This window comes from Gordonia sp. KTR9, assembly GCF_000143885.2.
Classification (GTDB): domain Bacteria; phylum Actinomycetota; class Actinomycetes; order Mycobacteriales; family Mycobacteriaceae; genus Gordonia.
The window spans coordinates 4,415,387-4,437,397 of record NC_018581.1 but is presented as its reverse complement, the minus strand read 5'-3'; the positions used below and the strand labels follow the sequence as shown (position 1 = coordinate 4,437,397).

20 protein-coding genes are annotated in these 22,011 nt (G+C 68.5%); 8 read left to right on the top strand and 12 right to left on the bottom strand.

The genetic code is table 11. The features are described from left to right. Positions 1-61 precede the first annotated feature (61 nt). From KTR9_RS20540 to KTR9_RS20525, 4 genes are all read right to left on the bottom strand, one after another. Positions 62-2,317: an LCP family protein gene (locus KTR9_RS20540; RefSeq protein WP_014927963.1), complete on the bottom strand. Its 2,256-nt coding sequence runs from the start codon at positions 2,315-2,317 to the stop codon at positions 62-64. Positions 2,318-2,493: 176 nt separating this feature from the next. Beyond that, the gene (gene dusB / locus KTR9_RS20535) at positions 2,494-3,687 is read right to left on the bottom strand and encodes a tRNA dihydrouridine synthase DusB (protein ID WP_083888992.1); all 1,194 of its coding nucleotides are present in this window, start codon (positions 3,685-3,687) and stop codon (positions 2,494-2,496) included. Then, entirely contained in the window at positions 3,684-4,676 is a 993-nt protein-coding gene (locus tag KTR9_RS20530; protein WP_010840598.1) for an acyl-ACP desaturase, read from the bottom strand. The genes dusB and KTR9_RS20530 overlap by 4 nt, the downstream gene beginning before the upstream one ends. Before the next feature lie 365 nt (positions 4,677-5,041). Then, positions 5,042-5,614, bottom strand: coding sequence for a nuclear transport factor 2 family protein (locus tag KTR9_RS20525; RefSeq protein ID WP_014927961.1), 573 nt, complete (start codon positions 5,612-5,614; stop codon positions 5,042-5,044). 105 nt (positions 5,615-5,719) lie between these two features. Here KTR9_RS20525 and KTR9_RS20520 point away from each other — a divergent pair, with 105 nt between their 5' ends. From KTR9_RS20520 to KTR9_RS20510, 3 genes are all read left to right on the top strand, one after another. After that, positions 5,720-7,639 (top strand): serine/threonine-protein kinase, encoded by a 1,920-nt coding sequence (locus KTR9_RS20520; protein WP_010840596.1) that lies wholly within the window; start codon positions 5,720-5,722, stop codon positions 7,637-7,639. Then, a complete protein-coding gene (locus KTR9_RS20515; protein ID WP_014927960.1) occupies positions 7,639-8,472 on the top strand; it encodes a hypothetical protein in 834 nt (277 codons plus the stop codon). Before KTR9_RS20520 ends, KTR9_RS20515 begins: the two co-directional genes overlap by 1 nt. Positions 8,473-8,603: 131 nt before the next feature. After that, positions 8,604-10,004 carry a WS/DGAT/MGAT family O-acyltransferase gene (locus KTR9_RS20510; protein ID WP_014927959.1) on the top strand — a complete coding sequence of 467 codons (1,401 nt, stop codon included), beginning with the start codon at positions 8,604-8,606 and terminating at the stop codon, positions 10,002-10,004. A 17-nt stretch (positions 10,005-10,021) separates the two neighbouring features. On the opposite strand, the gene KTR9_RS20505 is transcribed toward KTR9_RS20510, so the two are convergent. Genes KTR9_RS20505 through KTR9_RS20490 form a run of 4 tightly spaced genes read right to left on the bottom strand, consistent with a single transcriptional unit; the run spans position 10,022 to position 13,733 of the window. After that, positions 10,022-12,055: an NAD(+) synthase gene (locus KTR9_RS20505; protein WP_014927958.1), complete on the bottom strand. Its 2,034-nt coding sequence runs from the start codon at positions 12,053-12,055 to the stop codon at positions 10,022-10,024. Positions 12,056-12,105: 50 nt separating this feature from the next. Then, positions 12,106-12,930: an ammonia-dependent NAD(+) synthetase gene (gene nadE / locus KTR9_RS20500; protein WP_044507180.1), complete on the bottom strand. Its 825-nt coding sequence runs from the start codon at positions 12,928-12,930 to the stop codon at positions 12,106-12,108. A gap of 21 nt (positions 12,931-12,951) precedes the next feature. Beyond that, entirely contained in the window at positions 12,952-13,446 is a 495-nt protein-coding gene (locus KTR9_RS20495) for a SixA phosphatase family protein (RefSeq protein ID WP_010840591.1), read from the bottom strand. Then, entirely contained in the window at positions 13,443-13,733 is a 291-nt protein-coding gene (locus KTR9_RS20490; protein ID WP_014927956.1) for a hypothetical protein, read from the bottom strand. The genes KTR9_RS20495 and KTR9_RS20490 overlap by 4 nt, the downstream gene beginning before the upstream one ends. Positions 13,734-13,848: 115 nt before the next feature. Here KTR9_RS20490 and KTR9_RS20485 point away from each other — a divergent pair, with 115 nt between their 5' ends. Continuing rightward, the gene (locus KTR9_RS20485) at positions 13,849-14,790 is read left to right on the top strand and encodes a DMT family transporter (protein WP_014927955.1); all 942 of its coding nucleotides are present in this window, start codon (positions 13,849-13,851) and stop codon (positions 14,788-14,790) included. A gap of 28 nt (positions 14,791-14,818) precedes the next feature. Here the strand turns inward: KTR9_RS20485 and KTR9_RS20480 are convergent, their stop codons facing one another. After that, complete coding sequence (locus KTR9_RS20480; RefSeq protein ID WP_010840588.1) at positions 14,819-15,259, bottom strand: flavodoxin domain-containing protein; 441 nt, start codon at positions 15,257-15,259, stop codon at positions 14,819-14,821. 101 nt (positions 15,260-15,360) lie between these two features. Here KTR9_RS20480 and KTR9_RS20475 point away from each other — a divergent pair, with 101 nt between their 5' ends. From KTR9_RS20475 to mmsB, 3 genes are read left to right on the top strand one after another with little or no spacing between them, the layout of a single operon-like run. Beyond that, positions 15,361-16,950 carry a CoA-acylating methylmalonate-semialdehyde dehydrogenase gene (locus KTR9_RS20475; RefSeq protein WP_014927954.1) on the top strand — a complete coding sequence of 530 codons (1,590 nt, stop codon included), beginning with the start codon at positions 15,361-15,363 and terminating at the stop codon, positions 16,948-16,950. Between the two features lie 6 nt (positions 16,951-16,956). Then, positions 16,957-18,132 carry an acyl-CoA dehydrogenase family protein gene (locus tag KTR9_RS20470; RefSeq protein ID WP_010840586.1) on the top strand — a complete coding sequence of 392 codons (1,176 nt, stop codon included), beginning with the start codon at positions 16,957-16,959 and terminating at the stop codon, positions 18,130-18,132. Positions 18,133-18,171: 39 nt separating this feature from the next. Next, complete coding sequence (gene mmsB, locus KTR9_RS20465) at positions 18,172-19,041, top strand: 3-hydroxyisobutyrate dehydrogenase (protein ID WP_010840585.1); 870 nt, start codon at positions 18,172-18,174, stop codon at positions 19,039-19,041. A 16-nt stretch (positions 19,042-19,057) separates the two neighbouring features. On the opposite strand, the gene KTR9_RS20460 is transcribed toward mmsB, so the two are convergent. The 3 genes from KTR9_RS20460 to KTR9_RS20450 all read right to left on the bottom strand — a co-directional run bounded on the left by KTR9_RS20460 (position 19,058) and on the right by KTR9_RS20450 (position 21,202). Next, positions 19,058-19,978, bottom strand: coding sequence for a type IV toxin-antitoxin system AbiEi family antitoxin domain-containing protein (locus KTR9_RS20460; protein WP_010840584.1), 921 nt, complete (start codon positions 19,976-19,978; stop codon positions 19,058-19,060). A 100-nt stretch (positions 19,979-20,078) separates the two neighbouring features. Beyond that, the gene (locus KTR9_RS20455) at positions 20,079-20,582 is read right to left on the bottom strand and encodes a MarR family transcriptional regulator (protein WP_014927953.1); all 504 of its coding nucleotides are present in this window, start codon (positions 20,580-20,582) and stop codon (positions 20,079-20,081) included. A 26-nt stretch (positions 20,583-20,608) separates the two neighbouring features. Then, positions 20,609-21,202: a TetR/AcrR family transcriptional regulator gene (locus KTR9_RS20450; RefSeq protein WP_148281308.1), complete on the bottom strand. Its 594-nt coding sequence runs from the start codon at positions 21,200-21,202 to the stop codon at positions 20,609-20,611. Between the two features lie 53 nt (positions 21,203-21,255). On the opposite strand from KTR9_RS20450, the gene KTR9_RS20445 reads away from it, so the two are divergent. Continuing rightward, positions 21,256-21,789 carry a DUF4188 domain-containing protein gene (locus KTR9_RS20445; RefSeq protein WP_014927951.1) on the top strand — a complete coding sequence of 178 codons (534 nt, stop codon included), beginning with the start codon at positions 21,256-21,258 and terminating at the stop codon, positions 21,787-21,789. Positions 21,790-22,011 lie beyond the last annotated feature (222 nt).

Here is a 22,011-nt window from a genome sequence, read left to right as displayed (position 1 = left end):
GAACGCACAGTGAACGTCGGGTGCAGATCCGTCCACCCGGACGGTCGCGGACGTTCGCCGATCACGTGCAGGTGGTGTCACCCGCGTTGGTGATCGCCAGGTCGTTGGGCAGATTGCCGGTGTTCTCGGCGGGTGCGAGCTGATTCGCGGTCAGCGTCGCCCCGGAGGCCGGCACGGACCCGAGGGTGCCGGCGAAATCCGCACCGACGATGAGCTCGACGCCCGATTTGACCGTTCGGTCGAGCTGGATGCTCGCGTTGGGGAACATCTCGGCGAGGGTCGCGGCGGCGTCGCGCTGCCCCGGCCCGTAGCGCACCACGGTGTCGTCGCGGTTCTCCGAGGCGTCGGCGACACCGCGGACGTCGAAGCCGTACGGGGTGAGTTGTTCGGACACCTCGGTGGCGAGACCGGTCTGATCGGTGCCGTTGAGCACCCGGACGCCCACGTTGCCGGGATTCTGTGCCGTGGCGGTGACGGGCCCGGGAGTTCCGGCGTCGGCGTTCGTGCTCGGCGCGTCCGAACTCGAGGGAGCCCTCGACGACGACGGCGGCTTCTTGCGTGCCTGCTCGCCCGGCAGGGGCAGGTCGTCGATGATGGCGTCGAAGATCGCGTCGATGTCGCTGGTGCGCGGGATCTCGTTGTTGGCCCCGTCGGTGGACGTACCCGAGGTCGGGATCGTCAGGAACGAGACGCGTCCGGCCTCGATGCCCTGCATCGATTCGGCCAGGCTGATCAGCGACTGGGTGTCGACTCCGTCGACGTAGCTGTATTCGATGAAGGTGTTGACGATCCCGTTGAGCTTGTTGGGGTTCGACAGGACATTGCCCGACAGGCTCGACCGCAGCAGGGACGACATGAACAACTGCTGACGTTTGATCCGGCCGTAGTCGCCGTTGCCCTCCGAGGCGATGTTGCGGGCGCGCACGTAGTTCAGGGCGCGGCGACCGGTGAGCTTTTGCTTGCCGGGCTTGCGCAGGATCTGCCCGATCTCGTAGTCGTAGAGCGGGACCGTCGAACAGACCTCGACGCCGCCGATCGCGCGGACGACCTTCTCGAAACCGTAGAAGTCCATCCCGATGAAGTGATTGATGTTGAGGCCACTCATCGCGGTGATCACGCGGACGAGGCACTGCGGACCGCCGTAGAAGTAGACACTGTTGAGCTTGACGCCGCTCTGGGGCGGCATCTCGGCGCCGTACTGGCCGGTCTCGTTGTCCCACGCATTGCACGCCGGCTGGTCCACCTGCAGGTCACGCGGGAACGACACCGCGACGACGCGGCCGCGGTTGGCCGGGATGTTGACCAGGATCACGGTGTCCGAACGGGCGCCCTCGGCGTCGGCGGTGGTGCCGGCGCCGACCTTGGCGTTCTGTCCGCCACGGGTGTCGGTTCCGACGATCAGATAGGTCTCGTCGCCGTACTGGGCGTCTTTGTTGCGGATGTTCTGGTCGTCGGGGTCGACGGCGGTGACATTGCGCCAGTTGCCGTTCCACGACTGCAGGTAGCCCCAGACGAATCCGGTGCCGACGAGGGCGAGCACGCACGCGATGGCGACCAGGATCCGTCCGGTCGCGGCGGTTTTGCGGAGCATCGCGCCCGGGCGGTCCTCGTCGCGCCCGGGATGGCGTCGGGGCGCCGAACGCAGGGCGAGGGGGCCGGTGAGGTCGGGAGTGCGCTCGAGCGGCGGCTGCACGGCCGGGGCGCCGGCCGAAGGCCCGGCGACCGGCTCCTGGGCACGGGATTCCTCGATGGCCCGCTTCGCGGTCGCGCGGTCGGACAGGTCCGGTGCGGAGTCGCCGACGGTCGGGATCTTCTGGGTGACGTCGTTGTCGAAGCGGTGGACCGTGGTGGGGCGGTCGTCGGGTGCCGGTTGCGGGCTGGCCGGCGCGCGACCGGGCGGAGCCGGCGGGGACTCGGCGCCCGAACCGAACGGCTGGCCGAGGCGGCGGGACCGTCCGCGGGTCGACGGCGGGGTCTCGGGCGTCCGTGACTCCGGACGTGGCGGCATCGCGCGGCGGGTGCCGGGCCGGCCGGGGCCCGCGGGCGGCTCGGCGGGTGCCGACTCCTCCGCGTTCATCTGCTCCATGAGCTGGCGGACCGTGAGCCGCGTTCGTCCGCGGACGAAACGATCCGCCGAGCGGGGCTCGCGGAGGCTGGGGTGTGCGGGCGGCTGAGTACCGGGATCGGCGGGGCCGGTCGCGTCCTGACCCGGCGCCGGGACGGAGTCGTCGCGGGAGCGTCCGGCGCGACGGCCACGACGAGAGCGATCGGCGTCGCCCGCCTCGGGGTCGTCCGGGCCCGGTGTCCTACGACTCAATGCACGTTCCTCATGCCCCGTGGTCTGGTTCGCAAGTCACCGCAGATCGGGGCTCGACCAGCGCGGTGCGCACAGATGTGAGGCCCCGGCGGCCGGGACCTCCGCGCAATAGTACTGATTGCACCTGAGAATGGGTCTCAGCCAGGCGCCGGTTGTGACGGTTTTCGCAGTTCGGTTCAACCGCCGGAGTGCATGATCTCGGCGCCGGCCGGGATGACGTCCTCGTCCGGATCGTCGAGCCACCCGTCCGGCAGTGCGACCTTGGCCGGCGAACCCTGCCTACCGCGCGGGCCGTGGCCGTCGGACGGGAAGGGGGCGTCGGCGGGCAACTCGGCGAGCAGCTCACGCAGCTCGTCGACGCTGCCGACCAGCGCCATCCGCCGGCGGATCTCCGAACCTGCCGGGAAGCCGCGCAGGTACCAGGCGACATGCTTGCGGATCTCGCGGCAGCCCTTCATCTCACCGTGGTGATCGACCAGGAGTTGGCAGTGCCGGACCATGATGTCGGCGACCTCGCCCAGGTTCGGCGGCGTGGGGGCCGCGAAACCACCGAGCTCGGCCGCGAGTTCGGCGAACAACCAGGGACGGCCGAGGCAGCCGCGGCCGACGACCACACCGTCGCAGCCCGTCTGGTTCATCATCGCGACCGCATCGGCGGGTTCGAAGATGTCGCCGTTGCCGAGCACGGGCACCGAGGTCACGTGCTCCTTGAGCCGGGCGATCTCGTCCCAGTCGGCCTCGCCGGAATAGCGCTGCGACGCGGTGCGCGCATGGAGGGCCACGGCGGCCGCGCCCTCCTCCGCGGCGATCCGGCCGGCGTCGAGGTGGGTGCGGTGCTCGTCGTCGATGCCGATGCGGAACTTCACCGTCACCGGGATGTCGGTGCCCTCGGTGGCGCGGACGGCCGCGGCGACGATCTTGCGGAACAGGGTGCGCTTGTACGGGATCGCCGAACCGCCGCCCTTGCGCGTCACCTTGGGGACCGGGCAGCCGAAGTTCATGTCGATGTGATCGGCGAGGTTCTCGTCGACGATCATCTTCGCGGCCTGGTACGTGTACTCCGGGTCGACGGTGTAGAGCTGCATCGACCGAGGATTCTCGTCGGGTCCGAAGGTCGTCATGTGCATCGTGACCGGGTGCCGCTCGACGAGTGCGCGAGCCGTCACCATCTCGCAGACGTACAACCCGGAGACGGTGCCGGTGCGTGCGAGTTCGAGTTCACGGCACAGCGTCCGGAACGCGACGTTCGTGACACCGGCCATGGGGGCGAGCACGACCGGGCTGGCCAGCTCGATCGAGCCGATGCGCAGCGCAGAACCGGCGCCTTCGGTGGTCGAAGGCGCCGGGTGCGTCGAGAGGGTGGTGCTCAGGATGCCTGCTGCTCCCGCTTCTTGGCCTCGCGGGCGAGCGAACGGTCGCGCATCTCCTCGAAGCGGATGGTGTCCTTCTCGAGCTGCTCGAGGAAGGCGGCGAGCTCCTCGCGGGTCTTCTCGCCCTCGCTGGTGAAGTCATCGCGCTCGAAGACGTTCCACTTGCGCAGGACCGGCATGACGACCTCTTCGAGGTGCTGGCGCAGGTCGTAGATGCCGTGCTTGGCCATGAGCACGCCGTGGCGACGGAAGTTGGGCATACCGGCGCCGGGCATCTGGAAGTTGGTCACGATGTCGGTGACCGCACGCAGCGTCTGGTCGGGGGAGATGTCGAAGCCCGCACCGCAGATGTTGCGATAGAAGATCATGTGCAGGTTCTCGTCGGCCGCGATGCGCTGGAGCATCTTGTCGGCGATCGGGTCGTTGCAGGCCTTGCCGGTGTTGCGGTGGCTGACGCGGGTCGCGAGTTCCTGGAAGGTCACGTAGGCCACGGAGTGCAGGATGCCCAGTTCGTCGGCGTGCTCTTCGAGCTCGTCCACGCGCCCGGCGGCGGCCAGCATCGGGTCGTAACCGTTGGTCATGTGGATCATCCGCGCCTCTTCGAGGGCGACGGGATCGACACCGCGGGTGACCACGAGGTAGTCGCGCATGACGATGCCGTGGCGGTTCTCCTCGGCGGTCCAGCGACCGACCCAGTGTCCCCACGCGGAGTCGATGGAGAAGTTGTCGGCGATGACTCGGTGGTACGACGGCAGGTTGTCCTCGGTGAGGAGGTTCGTGATCATCGCGGCCTTGGCGACCTCGTCGAGCTGCGACTGCTCGGGGTCGTAGTCGACGCCACCGAGGGCGGCGAAGTTGCGGCCCTCGTCCCACGGCACGTAATCGTGGGGGTTCCAGTCCTTGGCGATCTTGAGGTGACGGTTGACGTTGTCCTCGGCAACCGGGGCCAGCTCCTTGAGAAGCTCGAGTTGCGTCAGCTCGCGTGCCATATAGATGTCCTCCGAACGGTGTCCGCGTATGTCATCGTGCGTGTGTCGTCGTCTGTATGTCGTCGTGGGTCGGTCCGCGTGCGCGGCCGGCTGCCACAGTCGTGGTTCCCGACGTCGCCGGTGGTACTCGCCGCCCCGGCGGGGGTGTGCGGTACCCGCCGGACCGTGGGTGAGCCGGGTGGGATGGTGCCACGGCCCCCGACGCCGATGGTCAAAGTCCTAGCGTACGGCACGCTCACCGGTGTCCCAAGTCCGTCGTGAGGGTGTCGTCGCAGCACCGGTGAACCGTTACCGACCGCCGGGGTGTCATCCGTCACCTCCGGAGCCCGGACCGGTGAAGCCGAATCCGGCCAGCTCGGCGGGGGTCAGCGCCGCGAGGCGAACATGGCGCCGGTGGTCTCCATCCAGGCCGCTGCGGATTCGTCGATGGTGCCCAGTTCGCGCGCTTTCTCACACCAGCGCATCGCCGCCCGCCCGAACTCCATCGGGTTGTACACGTCTTCCTCACAGCTCCAGCGCCCCTCACCGGCGTAGGTGAGGATGGTGATGTTGGTGGCTGTGATGTGGGTCGAGTCACCGGGATCGCGCATCGGGTTGTCGACTTCGCAGATGACCCGGCCGGTCGGGGCGTCGACCACATGCCACAGCGACGGGAAACCGGTCATGTGGCTGCCGGGAAAGGAGGTCATGGTGCGCCAGATCCAGGCCCGGATCTCCTCGCGGCCGCGCATGGTGCCGAGCGCGTGTTCGATGTAGTCGGCGTCGTCGGTGAACAGCTCGGCGTAGCGATCCCAGTCCCGGCTGACGGCGATCTCGGCGACCGTGCGCTGGAACTGTGCGAACGCCTCGTCGAGTTCGGCTGCCGTGAACTGTGCTGGGGTGAGCTCTGCCGGCGTGGATGCGGTGATCGGTGGAGTCGGTGTCTCGGTGGTGTCCATCGTCGCCGATCGTAGAGTCCGGGGCGGCGTCGTCCACCGCGTTTCGCCACACTCGGTACCATTCGTGCCCAGCACAAACACCGCACACGGATCGGTGAGGACGTCATGTACCAGGTAGGGGACCTGATAGCGGGGTACCGCGTCCTCGGCGTGCTCGGACGCGGCGGTATGGGTGAGGTCTACCAGGTCGCCCACCCCCGGTTGCCGCGCGCCGACGCCCTCAAGGTTCTCCGGTCCGTACACGCCACCGATCCGGTCTTCCGCGCGCGTTTCGAACGCGAGGCCGACATCGTGGCGCCCCTGCATCATCCCAACATCGTCGCCGTCTACGACCGTGGCGTGTTCGAGGGTCTGCTGTGGATCGCGATGGAATACGTGCCGGGTACCGACGCCGCTCGCATGCTCGCCCGGGAGTCCCCCCTCGACCCCGGGCTCGCGTGCACGATCATCGCCGGAGCGGCGGCGGGTCTGGATGCGGCGCACCGCCGCGGGGTCATGCACCGTGACATCAAACCGGCCAACATCCTGATCACGCCGGGCGAGGCAGGAGACGACGGCGGCGTCGGCGGCCCAGAGGCCATCAAGCTCACCGACTTCGGCATCGCGCAGGTCCTCGACGAGGTCACCCACCTGACCGGTACCGGCATCACGATCGGCACCATGCGTTACGCCTCGCCGGAACAGATCGAGGGGCTGCGCGTCGACGGCCGGAGCGACATCTACTCCCTGGCCGCCACCGCCTATGAATTGCTGACCGGTGCACCGCCTTTCGACTCACCGTCGCTGCACGGGCTGATGACCGCGCACATGCACCACGAACCTCCGTCCGCCAGCGCGCGCAATCGGGCGCTGCCCGCGGCCGTCGACCGGGTGCTCGCCCGGGCGATCGCCAAGGAGCCGGGTCGCCGTCACCCGACGGCCGGGGAGTTCGCGGCCGCGCTGGCCGACGTATTCGACTCCCGTGCGACGCTCATCGGCCCTGTGGTGCAGCCCCATCCGCCGGAGGCCTCCGCGACCCGGGGTCCGGATGACGACCCCCCGGCCGGGTCGGGGTACGCCGGAACCGGCGTCGATGTGGGTGTTCGCCCGGCGATCTCCGACCCCGGCCCGGGCGGGGCGCTGCACGCGCCGCCGTCCGGGGTCGCGCCGGAACCCCCGCCGGCGTGGCCGTCCGACGACGATGCGACGCAACCGAATCCGGTCCGTCGGCCACGAAGCCTGATCGTGATCGGGATCGTGGCGATGCTCGTCGCCGGAATCCTGGGCGCCGGAATCGGTCTCGTGCGTATGTCGGCCACCGCGCTCGACACCCCGGACCCACCGGATGCGGAGGTCACCACCGCCGCCGTCGAACTGAGCTGGAACCACGTGGCCGGCGCCACCGGCTACGTGGTCACCCAGAACGACACCGTGATCTACTCCGGGCCGGCCACCGAGTTCACCGCGCCCCGGCCGGTGCCCGGCAGCTACACCTATCAGGTCGCCGCGCACGACGACGGCCGGATGTCGGACTTCTCGCGGAACTCCGAGCAGGTTGACGTGTTCATGACGTGGGGGCATCTGCAACCGATCGCCGACCTGTACCACGACCTGATCCCGGCGACACCGTTGAGCACCAACGGTTTCGACGCGATGCGCTGCTGGGGTGAGGACGGCGACCTCGCCTTCTCGTCGAGCAAGCGCACCGTCTCGTGCACCAGGGACGCCGACACCACGACCGGAGCCGGCAGTGCTGGACCGTCCGGTCCGGAGGTGGCCGCGTATCAGGTGATCGTCGACGCCTACGACACCCCGGAGGAGGCCGTCGCGTCGGCGAAGGTGACCGCCTACGACCTCCGCGGCGTCGACTACACGACGGCGCAGGGACACACCGGCACGTTGTACCTGTCGGACAAGCAACGCGAGCAGGGTCAGGCGATCCTCACGTTCGACGACGGCGACCATGCGCGGTCGGTGGTGTGGGTGGTCGTCCCGGGCAAGCCCGCGGCGGCCGCCGGGGATGTCCTGAAGAGGTTGCCGATCTGATGACCTCGCCGACTTCGCCGACCCCGCCGACCGTCCCGGCCCGACCGCGGCGGACCGGCCCCGCGCCCTGGCTGATCGGACTGATCGTGCTGCTCTCGGCGCTGGTGGCGGTCGGCGGATTCGCGGTGGTCCGTTCGGTGACGGCGCCGGACGCGCCGGACGCGCCCGGCGGGCTGACCCTGCAGGCGCGGCCGGGACGGGTGATCGCGACCTGGGATCCGGTCCCCGGGGCGTCCGCCTATCAGCTTCTCCGCGGCGACGGCTACGTCGTCCACCAGGGTCCGGAGACCACCGCCGAGGATGCGACCGTGAGTGCCGGGGAACATGCTTACCGGGTGGTCGCGATGCGCGGGGGCGTGTACTCCGAGGCCGGCCCGGTGCAGCGGGTGCGGACGGGAGCGAGCTGGGGAGAATTCGCACCGCTCGTGGCGCAGTTCCCCGAGCTGCTCCCGCAGGCGCCCGACACCGCCGCGCAGTGGATGAACACCGAGTGCGTCCGCCGGTACTCCGGGGGCCGGGACGAGGTCGGCCCTTCGGAGACCGGCGCGGGTCAGGTGCGCACCGTCTTCGTCGTCCGGTGTGCGGCGGGTTCGGTCGACCGGCCCTTCGGGGTGTTCTGGTTCGCGTCCAGGGATGCGCTGAACGCGGAGTACTCGCGTTCGTCGTCGACCTCGCGACCGGTGCGGTGGCGGCACGGGACGGGGTTGATCGACGAGAACGGTCGCGGCGTCTTCAAGATCACCGACGACCCGTCACGCGAACTGGCGATGATCGTCGTGCTCGAGACCGACGGTCAGGACATTCTCGACATGGTGGACTCACTGCCACTCTGACGGCCCCGACGATCTGTCCCGATGTGGTGGTGGCGGTCGGCGGAACCGGCTCCGCGAGGGACACCGGGTGCGGCATGATGGCGTGGGGTGCCTGCGGGGTGGGTGCCCGACGCCGAGGAGAGGCTGAACTCATGCAGCGCTTGAGTGGACTGGACGCATCGTTTCTCTACCTCGAGACTCGTGCGCAACTGATGCACGTCATCGGCCTCTTCGAGATCGATCCGAGCACCATGCCGGACGAGTATCGGTTCGACAAGCTCCGGGCCGAGATGGAACGCCGCGTCGCCGCCATCCCGACGTTCCGGCGCAAGCTCGACAATTCGCTGCTCAACATCGACCACCCGGTGTGGATCGAGGACGAGGACTTCGACATCGAGCGCCACGTGCACCGTGTGGGTGTGCCGGCGCCCGGCGGCGCCGCAGAGGTCGCCGAATTGTGCGGTCATCTGGCCGGTCAGACCCTCGACCGGGGGAAGCCGCTGTGGGAGCTGTGGGTCATCGAGGGGCTCGCCAACGGCCGGGTGTGCGCGATGCTGCGGATGCACCATGCCGGGACCGACGGTGTCACCGGCGCCGACATGCTGGCCCAGATGTGCACGCTCACACCGGAACCCCCCGAGCTCGACGCCGACAAGGTCGGCGAGTCGGCGGGGCCGTCGTCGCGGGCCGCGATGGCGGCGGGCGGCGCCGTCAACTTCTTCGTGCAACGGCCGCTGGCCATGGTCAAACTCCTGCCCCGGACGGTCGGCGTGCCCATCGGGTGGCTCCGTCGCGCGCAACAGGATTCGGCGATGCCCGCACCGTTCCGGGCCCCGCGTACGCGCTTCAACGCGCCGATCACGCCGCATCGGAGCATCGCGGTGACGCAGTTGTCGCTCGACGACGTGAAGCGCGTGAAGGACCACTTCGACGTCAAGCTCAACGACGTCGTGCTCGCGATGGTCGGCGGTGCTCTACGTACCTACCTCCTCGGCCACGATGAGCTCCCCGACCGGCCGCTCGTCGGGATGGTGCCGGTGTCCGTGCACGGAGCCGACGAGAAGGACCTCGTCGTGAGCGGCACCAACAAGGTCACCGGCATGTTCACGCTGCTCTCCTCCGACCAGTCCGATCCTGTTGCCCGGCTGCGAAAGCAGGCCGAACTGAGTCGCACCTCGAAGGCGCATCACGCGGAGATCGATGCGAACATCCTGCGGTCCTGGGCCCAGTTCGCCCCCGGCACAACGCTGTCCACCGTGATGAAGATCTACGGTGACCGCAACTGGGCGTCGGCCCACCCGCCGATCTTCAACGTCCTGGTGTCCAACGTCGCGGGACCGGATTTCCCGCTGTACTTCCTCGGCGCGCGCGTGACCGGCGTGTACCCGCTCGGCCCGATCATGCACGGACTCGGACTGAACATCACGGTCTTCTCCGCCGACGGCAACCTCAACATCGGCATCGTGGGGTGCACCGACCAGACCCCGGACCCCTCGGCCATCGCCGACGCGTTCGACGACGAGCTCAAGCAACTGCTTGCCGCCTGCGACTGACCGGCAGTGCGCCCGGCCTAGCTCCCGGGCGCACCGCCGGCCAGCTGGTCGAGCCAGACCCGCGCCGACGCGTCCGACGGTGAACGCCAGTCGCCGCGCGGGGACAGGGACCCGCCCGACCCGATCTTCGGCCCGTTGGGCATCGCCGAGCGCTTGAACTGGTTGCCCATGAAGCGCTTCAGGAACACTCCGAGCCAGTGCTCGATGGTCGCCTCGTCGTACTGGTTGCGTTTGTCCTCGGTCAGCAGATCCGACCATGGGCCGCGGGTGCGGTCACCCCACGCCTGCCGGGCGAGGTAGGCGATCTTCGTCGGGCGATAGCCGAACCGCGTCAGGTGGTAGAGGAAGAAGTCGTGCAGTTCGTAGGGGCCGACGGTGTCCTCGGTGCTCTGGATCCGGCCGTCGTCGCCGGCGGGCACGAGTTCGGGGGAGATGACGTCGTCGAGGATCTCGACCAGGGTCTCGGTGGTCTCCGCGGAGTGGTGCCCGCTGGTGATCATCCACCGGATCAGGTGCTGGATGAGCGTTTTCGGCACCGAGCCGTTGACGTTGTAGTGCGACATCTGGTCGCCGACGCCGTAGGTGCACCACCCGAGCGCGAGCTCGGACAGGTCGCCGGTCCCGAGCACGATGGCACCGTTGGAGTTCGCGAGGCGGAACAGGTGCGAGGTCCGTTCACCGGCCTGCACGTTCTCGAAGGTGACGTCGTAGACCTTCTCGCCGCGCGCGTACGGATGGTCGAGGTCGGCGAGCATCTGTTCGCACGACGGCCGGATGTCGATCTCCGTGCCGCTCACACCGAGGGAGTTCATCAGCGCGTGGGCCCGCCGGAGGGTCGGGCCGCCGGTTGCGAAGCCGGGCATCGTGTAACCGAGGATGTTGGTGCGCGGCAGCCCGAGTCGATCGAAGGTGTCGACGGCGACGAGGAGCGCGAGCGTGGAGTCCAGACCGCCGGAGACGCCGATGACGATCTTCTCCAGACCCGTGGAGCGCAGTCGCTGGGCAAGCCCTTGCACCTGGATGGAGCGGACCTCCGCGCAGCGTTCGTCGCGGTCGGCGGAATCCGCCGGTACGTACGGGAACCGGGGGACCACTCGCCGGACGACGTCGTCGTCGGACAGGTTCCCGAAGCTGAAGCCGATGCGGCGCAACGACTTCAGACGATCGGCGTGGTCGCCGACCTGGTCGCGCAGACTGATCATGCGCATACGTTCCTGCCGCAGCCGGTCGAGGTCGATGTCGGCGGAGATGATCTGGTCGGTCGTCGCGAACTGTTCGCTGCGGGCCAGGAGCGAGCCGTTCTCGGTGATGAGGGCGTCGCCGTCCCAGGCCAGATCGGTGGTCGATTCGCCGAACCCCGCGGCGACGTACACGTGGGCCGAGATGGTCCGCGCGGAATGTCCGGTGCAGAGATTGGTGCGGTAGCTCTCTTTGCCGATGGTGACCGGACTGCCCGACAGATTGGCCAGCACCGTGGCGCCGCCGAGAGCCGCCCACGTGCTCGGGGGGATCGCCACCCAGCCGTCCTCGCAGATCTCGACGAACAGTGCGAAGCCCGGGAGGTCGCGCGCCTCGAACACGAGGTCGGCGCCGAACGGCACCTCGCTGCCGCCGATCGACACGGTCGAAGGGATCGCGTCGCGTGCCGCGGCGAAGAAGCGCTGCTCGTAGAACTCCCGGTAGTTCGGCAGGTAGGACTTCGGGACCACTCCCAGCACGGCACCGTCGTGGATGACCGCGGCACAGTTGTACAGGCCGTCGCCGACCTGCACCGGCAGACCGACGCAGAGGACCGGCTTCAGTCCGGCGCTGGCGGCGACGATCTCATCGAGCGCGGCGCGACAGCCGTCGAGCAAGGCGTCCTGATGGAAGAGATCGTCGACGCTGTAACCGCACAGCCCGAGTTCGGGGAAGACGACCAGGCAGGCTCCGTCGTCGGCGGCCCGCGTCGCGAGCTCGATGGTGCGCGCGGCGTTGACCGCGGGCTCGGCGATCGTCAGGACGGGCACGGCTCCGGCGACCCGGGCGAATCCGTTTGCGTAGACAGACACTCCGACACCCTAATCGCGAGCGCGCCCCGATGCCTCCGCCGAGCGCATCGTCAGGAGCGCCACCAGGTGTCGTCGACCTCCACGGGGGTCGTGCGCTTGTGCCGGTTGCGGTGCCAGGCGGCCTCGATCTTCTCCGCGGCCTCGGCGGGGATCTCGCGACCCTCGAGGTAGTCGTCGATGTCGTCGTAGCGCAGGCCGAGCTCGTCCTCGTCGGTCTGACCGGCCTTCTCGTCGAGCAGGTCGGCGGTCGGGACCTTCTCCCACAGCTGCTGCGGCGCCCCGAGGTGACGCAGCAGCGCACGACCCTGCCGCTTGTCGAGTCCAGAAAGCGGCAGCACGTCGGCGGCGCCGTCGCCGTGTTTGGTGAAGAAGCCGGTGACGTTCTCCGACGCGTGGTCGGAGCCGATCACCAGCAGTCCCCGGTCGCCGGCCAGGGCGTACTGCGCGACCATCCGGTGCCGGGCCTTCGCGTTGCCCTTGGTGAAGTCGGACAGATCGGTGCCGGTGGCGCGTTCGATCTCGGCGTTGAGGGCGTCGACGCCGGGGGCCACGTTGACGGTCACGATCTCGTCGGCGGCCACGAACTCGAGAGCCGCGGCCGCGTCGTCCTCGTCGTGCTGCACCCGATAGGGGAGCCGGACGCCGACGAACACGGCCTCGCCGCCGTCGGCCCGGACGCGGTCGGCGGCCAACTGTGCCAGGCGTCCGGCCAGGGTGGAGTCCACCCCGCCGGAGATGCCCAGGACATAGCCTTTGGCGCCGGTCGCTCCGAGGTAGTCGGCGAGGAACCGGACGCGGCGCTCCACCTCCTCGTCGGGATCGATGGAGGGCTTCACCCCGAGGGCGTCGATGATGGTTCGCTGGATCTCACGCATGGTTCCAGTGTGCGTCATCGGTCAGTCCTCGCGCGGGATCCGCACGCCGACGAGGCGGGCCCCGGGGTCGGGGGCCATGCCGATGCGGTCCCACGGGTGGGTGACGGCGACAACCGCGTACGCCGAGGTGGGGAACCGTTCGATGAACCCGTCCGGATCGAGCGTCAGCGCGGTCTCGGGCATCCCGGGCGCGTGTCCGACGACGAGGATCGTCTGGGCGTCTGCCGGCGCGTGGAGGCGGATGGACTCGAGGATCTCCTCCGGCGCCCCGCCGTAGATGTCGTCGACGAAGGTCACCGGCGCGTCGATGCCGGTCCGGACCAGGGTCTGCCGCGTCCGCGTCGACGACGAGCAGAGCACCGCGTCGACCCGCAGGCCCTCATCGGCCATCCATCGCCCGGCGAGCGCGGCCTGCCGGTCGCCCCGTTCGGCCAGCGGGCGGCCGTGGTCGGGCGTCCCGGGCGGGTAGCCCGACTTGCCGTGGCGCATGAGGATCAGCGTGCGGGCCCGGCTCATGCGGCGCCGTGCCGCCGGTCGCGGCTCCGGTGGCGCTGTCCGGACTCCGCATCCATCATCCGCAGCACTCGTACGGTGGCACGCCATGCCGCGGCCTCCTGGCGGAGGAAAGCCGCGTGCTCGTCGTCGCCGCGGGCCTCGGCCTCCTCGGCGGCGACATCGAACTCCAGATATTCGTCGACGGCGCAGGCGATGAACTCGCCCACCGAGTCGCAGTCGGTGCAGGCCACCTCGATCGCGGCGGCGTCGAGGGTGGCCAGCCGTTCCAGATCTGACCGATAACGCATGGGTTCGAATCTACGTTGTCCGGGCAGGTGGTGGGTGTTCCGACACCGCGAACATCACCTCGGGCGGCTCCGGCCGCGACCGCGTGCGCGAGGAGCCGCCGTTACCCTGGGGATCGTGCACACCTGGGTACCCGCGCTCCTCGCGGTGTTCGCCGCGCTGATGATCGCGGCCGGCACCGTGCTGCGTCAGCGCGCCTCCCGGGTGAACGGGGCCATCACCCCGGGCTGGTGGGCGGGTGCCGCGATCGCGCTGTGCGGCTTCGGTTTGCAGGCATCGGCGCTGGGGCTCGGCTCGATCCTGCTGGTGCAGCCGCTCGTCGTGCTGGCGGTGCTGTTCGCGCTGCCGCTGGAGGCGTGGGCCGATCATCGGCACCCGGCCCGCGTCGAATGGGCATGGGGCGGGGTGCTGGTGGCCTGCGTGGTCACCTTCCTCATCGTGGCGCGCCCCGAACCCTCGATGAGGCGGCCCGACGCACTGCTGCTCTGGAGCACGGTGGGGGCGGTGATCGGTGTCGTCGTCGCGTTGGTGATCCTCGCGCACCGCTCGAGTCCGCACTACAAGGCGTTGTTCTACGGGCTGGTGGCAGGCATCCTGTTCGGCGTGTCGGCGCTACTGGTGAAGACGGTGATCTACCAGGTCACACACCATTTCTGGCGTACCTTCGTGCACCCGGAGATCTATCTGTTCGTGCTGGTCGTGGTCTGTGCGGTCATCGCGCAGCAGATGGGTTTCGGCGCCGGCGACCTGCAGACGTCGTTCCCGTCGATGACGGTGGCCGAGCCGGCCGTCGCGATGGTCCTCGGCGTGCTGCTGCTCGGCGAGAACCTGAAGGTGTCGGTGCCGACGGCGCTGTTCCTCGGGATCGTGCTCGCGATCATGGTCCGCGCGGTGTGCGAACTCGCGAAGCTGTCGGCCGTGCGCGGGTGGGAGCAGGCCGTGGCTGCGGAGGAATCCGCCGCAGAAGATGCCGCCGAGGATGCCGCTGCCGAGGATGCGGCTGCGGAAGAGGCCGCGGCGGGAGAGTCGGAAGCGGCGACGCGGCGGCCGGTGGCCTGACCACCGGCCGCATCGACGTCAGGCGTTCTCAGATCTCCTGCGAGATCCCCTCGGCCCACTCGGCGGCCTGCTTCGCCGGCTTGATCGGCGACGAGTTGTCGTGGCGGGCGTGCTCGCCCACCTGGACCGCGCCACGCTTGGTGAGCATCTCGGCGACGATCTCGCCGCCGCGGTTGAACGTGTCGTAGATCGAGTCGCCCAGACCGAACACCGCGAACCGCAGGCCGGTGAGGTCGGGGTCGACGCTCTCGAGTTCGTCGGCGAAGGGCTCGGCGCCCGTCGGCAGTTCGCCTTCGCCATAGGTCGAGCACACGATGACGAGGAAGTCCTCGGGGTCGAGGTCCTCGACCGCGAACTCGCTCATGTCGTAGATCGAGGGGTCGTGGTCGGCGGCCAGCGTGTCGGCGATGGCGTCCGCGACGAGCTCGCCGTTACCGGTTTCGGTTCCGTAGAGGATGACGACCGACATGTGAACTCCTCTCGACGTCGGCGTTTTCGCAAAGCGAGGGTAGCCTAACCGGCTCGCCGTCGCGAAATCGCTGGTGACAGGGGGTTGGAAGAAATACTTGGATGTCCTACTATGTGGTGACACCGGCCATACCCCCAACGAAGTCAAAGGTGATCTCCGTGTCCGCTCCTGCTGTCCCCTCGATCCCGCACTACCTGAACGGCAAGCGCGTTTCCGCCGAGGGCGGACGTTTCGCCGACGTCTTCAACCCGAGCACCGGCTCCGTGGCCGCCCAGGTCCCGCTCGCGTCCACCGACGAGGTCTCCGCCGCGATCGCGACCGCATCGGCCGCCCAGAAAGAGTGGGCCGCCTGGAACCCGCAGCGCCGCGCCCGCGTCATGATGCGGTTCGTCGACCTGATCAACAAGAACGCCGACGAGCTCGCGACCACGCTGTCGCTCGAGCACGGCAAGACCCACGCCGACGCACTCGGCGACATCCAGCGCGGTGTCGAGGTCATCGAGTTCGCGATCGGCATCCCGCACCTGATCAAGGGCGAGTTCACCGCCGGTGCCGGAGGCGGCATCGACGTGCACTCCATGCGCCAGCCGCTCGGCGTCGTCGCCGGCATCACCCCGTTCAACTTCCCGGCGATGATCCCGCTGTGGAAGGCCGGCCCCGCGCTGGCATGCGGCAACGCCTTCATCCTCAAGCCCAGTGAGCGGGATCCCTCCGTCCCGGTCCGGCTCGCCGAATTGTTCACCGAGGCAGGACTTCCCGACGGTGTCTTCCAGGTCGTGCACGGCGACAAGGAAGCCGTCGACGCGCTGCTGACCCACCCCGACGTCAAGGCTCTCGGCTTCGTCGGCAGCTCCGACATCGCGCAGTACATCTACTCGACCGCGGCCGCCCACGGGAAGCGCTCACAGTGCTTCGGTGGCGCCAAGAACCACGCGATCATCATGCCCGACGCCAACCTCGACCAGGTCGTCGACGCGCTGATCGGCGCGGGCTACGGCAGCGCCGGCGAGCGCTGCATGGCGATCAGCGTCGCCGTCCCGGTCGGCGAGCAGACCGCGGACCGGCTGCGCGCCAAGCTGATCGACAGGGTGAACGCGCTGCGCGTCGGCCACAGCCTGGACCCCAAGGCCGATTACGGGCCGCTGGTCACCGCCGCCGCCCTCGAGCGAGTCCGCGGATTCATCGACAAGGGAGCCGAGGAGGGTGCCGAGGTCGTCATCGACGGTCGCGACCGCACCAGCAACGAGCAGACCTTCGGCGACGAGGACATCTCGAAGGGCTTCTTCATCGGCCCGACCCTGTTCGACCACGTCACCAAGGACATGACCATCTACACCGAGGAGATCTTCGGACCGGTCCTGTCGATCGTGCGCGCCGGTGACTACGAGGAGGCCCTCGCGCTGGCGTCGGACCACCAGTACGGTAACGGTGTCGCGATCTTCACGCAGGACGGCGACGCCGCCCGCGACTTCACGGCCCGCGTCGACGTCGGCATGGTCGGCGTGAACGTGCCGATCCCGGTTCCGGTGGCGTACTACACCTTCGGCGGTTGGAAGCGCTCGGGCTTCGGCGATCTCAACCAGCACGGCCCGGCGTCGATCCAGTTCTACACCAAGACCAAGACGGTGACGACGCGCTGGCCGTCCGGCATCAAGGACGGCGCCGAGTTCGTCATCCCGACGATGGACTGATCGGCGTTGACCACCTTTGCCGACGCCGCGTTCGCCCGGCTCGACGGTGACGACCGTGTCATCGTCGAGACCGCGGCGGGTTTCGCGGCGAAGAAGCTGGCGCCGTTCGCGCTGGAGTGGGACGCCGCCAACCACTTCCCGGTCGACGAACTGCGCGAGGCGTCCGAGCTCGGGATGGGCGCCATCTACTGTTCGGAGGACGCCGGCGGCAGTGGCCTGCGTCGTCTCGACGGGGTGCGCATCTTCGAGCAACTGGCGTACGCCGATCCGGCCGTCGCGTCGTTCCTGTCCATCCACAACATGTGCACGTGGATGGTCGACAAGTACGGCACCGAGGAGCAGCGTTCGACCTGGGTGCCGCGCCTGGCGACCATGGAGACGGTCGCGAGTTACTGCCTGACCGAGCCGGGCGCCGGCTCGGACGCGGCCGCGCTCGCGACCCGCGCCGAGCGGTCCGGTGACGAGTACGTGCTCACCGGGGTGAAGCAGTTCATCTCCGGCGCCGGGTCGTCGGACCTGTACGTCATCATGGCCCGCACGGGCGACGCAGGTCCCAAGGGGATCTCCACGTTCCTGGTCGAAAAGGGCTCGCCCGGACTGAGTTTCGGAGCCCAGGAGCACAAGATGGGCTGGCATGCGCAGCCCACGGCGCAGGTCATCCTCGACGAGGTGCGGGTGCCGGCGACGAGCCTGCTCGGCGGTACCGAGGGCCTCGGCTTCGGCATCGCGATGAACGGACTGAACGGCGGCCGCATCAACATCGCGGCGTCGTCGCTCGGTGGCGCCCAGGCCGCGTTCGACAAGGCGGCCGCCTATGTCGCCAGTCGCCGTGCCTTCGGGCACGCGCTCATCGACGAGCCGACCATCCGGTTCACCCTCGCCGACATGGCGACCTCCCTGCAGGCGTCGCGTCTGATGTTGTGGCAGGCGGCGTCGGCGTTGGACGACGACGCGCCCGACAAGGTCGAGCAGTGCGCGATGGCCAAGCGTTTCGTCACCGACACGTGCTACGAGGTCGCCGACCAGGCGTTGCAGCTGCACGGCGGATACGGATATCTCACCGAGTACGGAATCGAGAAAATCGTCCGCGACCTCCGTGTGCACCGCATCCTGGAGGGGACCAACGAGATCATGCGGGTCGTGCTCGGCCGCTCGATCGCGACCCGCTACCGGGACAGCTGAATCCGCTCCACACAACCACTTTCGTAGGAAGCAGAGACAATGACGACGATCGCCTTCCTCGGCCTCGGCAACATGGGTGGCCCGATGGCCGCCAACCTGGTCAAAGCCGGCCACACCGTTCGCGGGTTCGATCCGGTTCCCGAGGCGGTGAAGACCGCCCAGGACAACGGCATCGAGACCTTCCCGGCCGCGATCGAGGCCGTGTCCGCCGCCGAGGTCGTGATCACGATGCTGCCCAACGGCGGCATCGTGAAGAAGCTGTACGACGACATCCTCCCGGCCACCCCGACCGGTGCGCTGTTCATCGACTCGTCGACGATCTCCGTCGACGATGCGCGAGAGATCCACCGGCTCGCCTCCGAGCACGGCTTCGCACAGGTCGACGCACCGGTCTCGGGTGGGGTCAAGGGAGCCGTCGCCGGCACCCTCGCGTTCATGGTCGGCGGTGAGGACGAGGCCTTCGCCGCCGCCCGCGGGACCCTGGATCCGATGGCGGGCAAGATCATCCACTGCGGCGCCGCCGGCGCCGGCCAGGCCGCCAAGGTGTGCAACAACATGGTCCTCGCCGTCCAGCAGATCGCGGTGGGGGAGGCCTTCGTCCTCGCCCAGAAGCTCGGGCTCGACGACCAGGCGCTCTACGACGTGATCACCGGCGCCACCGGCAACTGCTGGGCCGTGCAGACCAACTGCCCGGTCCCGGGGCCGGTCCCGACCTCGCCCGCGAACAACGACTTCAAGCCGGGCTTCGCGACCGCCCTGATGAACAAGGACCTCGGCCTGGCGATGGACGCCGTCGCCAGCACCGGGGCCCGCGCACCGCTGGGCACCCACGCCGCACAGCTCTACCGCAACTTCGCCGAACAGCACGCCGACCTCGACTTCAGCGCGATCATCACCTCGCTGCACTAGTCGTTCGACGCTACCCTCAGATCCGTATGACGTTGTGTCCGTATTCCGGACGCAACGTCATACGGGTACAACCGGCTGCTCGATCGAGCGCAGCTCGGACGTTCGCAGCGACCTCTGTCGGGCGGTCGACGAGGTCAGCCCAGGTGAAGTTGAGGACCGTCCACCCTTTCGCGGTCAGGAGATTTCTCTTCACCCGGTCCCGCTGGAAGGTTCGCGTGTCCCGGTGGAACGCGAAACCGTCGATCTCGATGGCGACCTTCACGTCTGGAAACGCGAAATCGATGACGTAGCCGTGGGCAGGCATGTTCGCCACCCATCCGGTGAGCCCGCCCGCGGTGAACAATCGGACCGTCATCCGCTCGGCTTCCGAACGAGCCCCCTCCCCGAGCAGCCGCAGATACGACGCAACGCGCGGAGCGCCATGGCGTCGGGGATAGCGGGCGTGGGCAACCAGGAGCGCGTCGACGGTCACCCGCTTCGTCAACAGGGCGGAGTCGATGACGCTGATCCCCAACTCCAACGATGCGTCGAGGACGGTCATGGCAGGCGCGGTGGTCCGAAGTCCTCGGTGTACCGCGATGTCCTCGTCGTGCAGGTGCCGGTACCGAACCACCGCGGTTGCCGACGATCGTCGTGCCTTACCCCGGGTTCCCGTGTAGACGACGTGCTTTCTGGGCTCGGTGTCGTGGAGTCCGAGCCACCAGGCGGCCGCTGCACCGCCCAGAACCGCATCGGCATGCACCGACAGCACCGCGATCCGGGCCTGGGCACACGCCGCTCGGGCATGCCCGGTCACCAGATACACACCGCGGGCCACCGCGGTCCACTCCCCGGCTGCCACTCTGCGGCGGATCGTCGACGAGTCCGCGCCGCACTCACGAGCTTCTCGGGCTGAGAAGATGCCGTCGCGGCGAACTGTCAATTCGGTGATGTCCATGATGCTTCGACGCCGCCGACGGTAATGCGGTTCCCATCGGCGGCGGCGCGAGAGACCTGTATGACATCGGGTCCGGAAACCGACTACAAAGTCATACCGATCAGAAGTCCCCGTTGTGCTTCCGCAGTGACTGGATCGCGCCGACGAGCCCGGTCATCTCGTCGTCGGACATGCCGACGTCGCCGAAGACCTCGCTGTTGAGGGTCTCCGTCGCGTCGCTCACCGTCTTCTGTCCGAGCTCGGTGATCTCGACGAGTGTCGTGCGTCCGTCGGTGGGATGTGGGACGCGGCGGACGAGTCCGCCCTCTTCGAGCCGGCGGATCGCGTGGGTCACGCTGGTGACATGGACCTGGAGCCGGTCGCTCGCCTTGGTGATGGGCAGGGAGCCGTGCCGCGAGAACGCCAGCAGCCGGAGGAGTTCGAAGCGGGAGAAGCTGAGGTCGTACGGCCGGAGCGCGGCCTCGACGCGGGCGAGCAGGATCTGGTGCGCACGCATCACCGAGGTGACCGCCACCATGCCGTCGGCGACCTCGCCCCACCCCGCCTGGGTCCAGTTCTCCCGTGCCTCGGCGATGGGGTCGAAATCCATGCTGCGCCCTGCCATACCGACACCCTAGTGGCCCGTCGCGGTCAGGCGGGAGTGCGCCACCCGTCGATGACGGCGGTTGCGGCGGCCACCGGGTCGGCTCCCTCCGGGTAGTTGCCGGACAGCAGGAGCGTCGCCATGCCGTGCACCTGCGCCCACAACGACGCGACGACGGTGTCGGTGTCCGCGGCACGGAGCAGCCCGGCTCCGATCGCTGCCTGCACTCCCTCGCGTAACGGGGTGATCGCGCGCTTCGCGGCCGCGCGGGTCTCCTCGGTGCGCTCGACTCCCACGAGCGCATCCCCGAACATCAGCTCGTACAGCCGGGGATTCTCCAGCGCCCACCCGACGTAGGCGATCCCCAGACCGGTCAGCGTCGCCGGGTCGGCAGCACCCGCGGCGGCGGAGCGCTGTGCATGCGCGAACGAGTCGAACGCGCGCACCAGGATCGCGCGTGACAAACCTTCTTTGTTGCCGAACAGGGAGTAGACCGCGGCGGTGGACGTGTCGGCGGCGTGGGCCACCTGTCGAACCGACAGTGCGCCGATGCCGTTCGCGGCCACCATGCGAACCGCTTCGTCGAGTAACCGGGTACGCACGTCGTCGGTATGGGATCGCGGTCTTGCCATGATCCCGATGATTTCATAACATCGTTTCATAACAACGTTAGAAAATGAATCCGGAGGTCACCATGTCTTCTCGTCGAGCCGCCCGGATGACCAATGCCGTTCCACCCGCGGGCACGGCGGTGTTCGTGATCGGGATGCGGGTGACCCGTCCGTGGCGTGTGCGTGCCTGGCTCCCCGTGATGGCGGCGATGCCGAAGATGCTGATCCACCTCCGGCGGCGACCGGAAGCCGGCATGCTCGACGCCCGTCTGTATATGGGCCGCTCCCTCATGGTGCTGTCGTACTGGCGCAGCGCCGACGATCTGAGGCGATTCGCGTCCGACCCCGGCGCGCCGCACCTGCCTGTCTGGCGGTGGTTCAACCGGGAACTCGCCGACACCGACTCCGTCGGGATCTGGCACGAGACCTACGTCGTCGGCAAACACGAGTCCATCTCGAGCGGGATGGCCCCGCAGGGTCTGGCGCGGGCGGTCGGATGGTGCCCGGTCGGGGCGGGGACGGCCACCGCTGCCGGTCGTCTGGCTCGAAGCCGGCCGGATGTGGACCGTGTCGTATCGGTGAATGACACTGCGAATCCGAGTGATTCACCGGAGTGATTACATCAAAGTGTGACCGGAGTATCCGACGATATTCCGAGGTTTAGCGTGAAGAAGTTATTCGTTAGCAATAGAACCTAACAGTACATATGACCTTTCTGGGCGATTCGTGACCAATGTGTTCAATGGTGCCAATGGTGCATGGGCTCAAATCACAACTGTCGCTTGATGTTTGACACAAGAGTCAAGACTGATGAATCCGCATTCGATTTTTTTGCATGC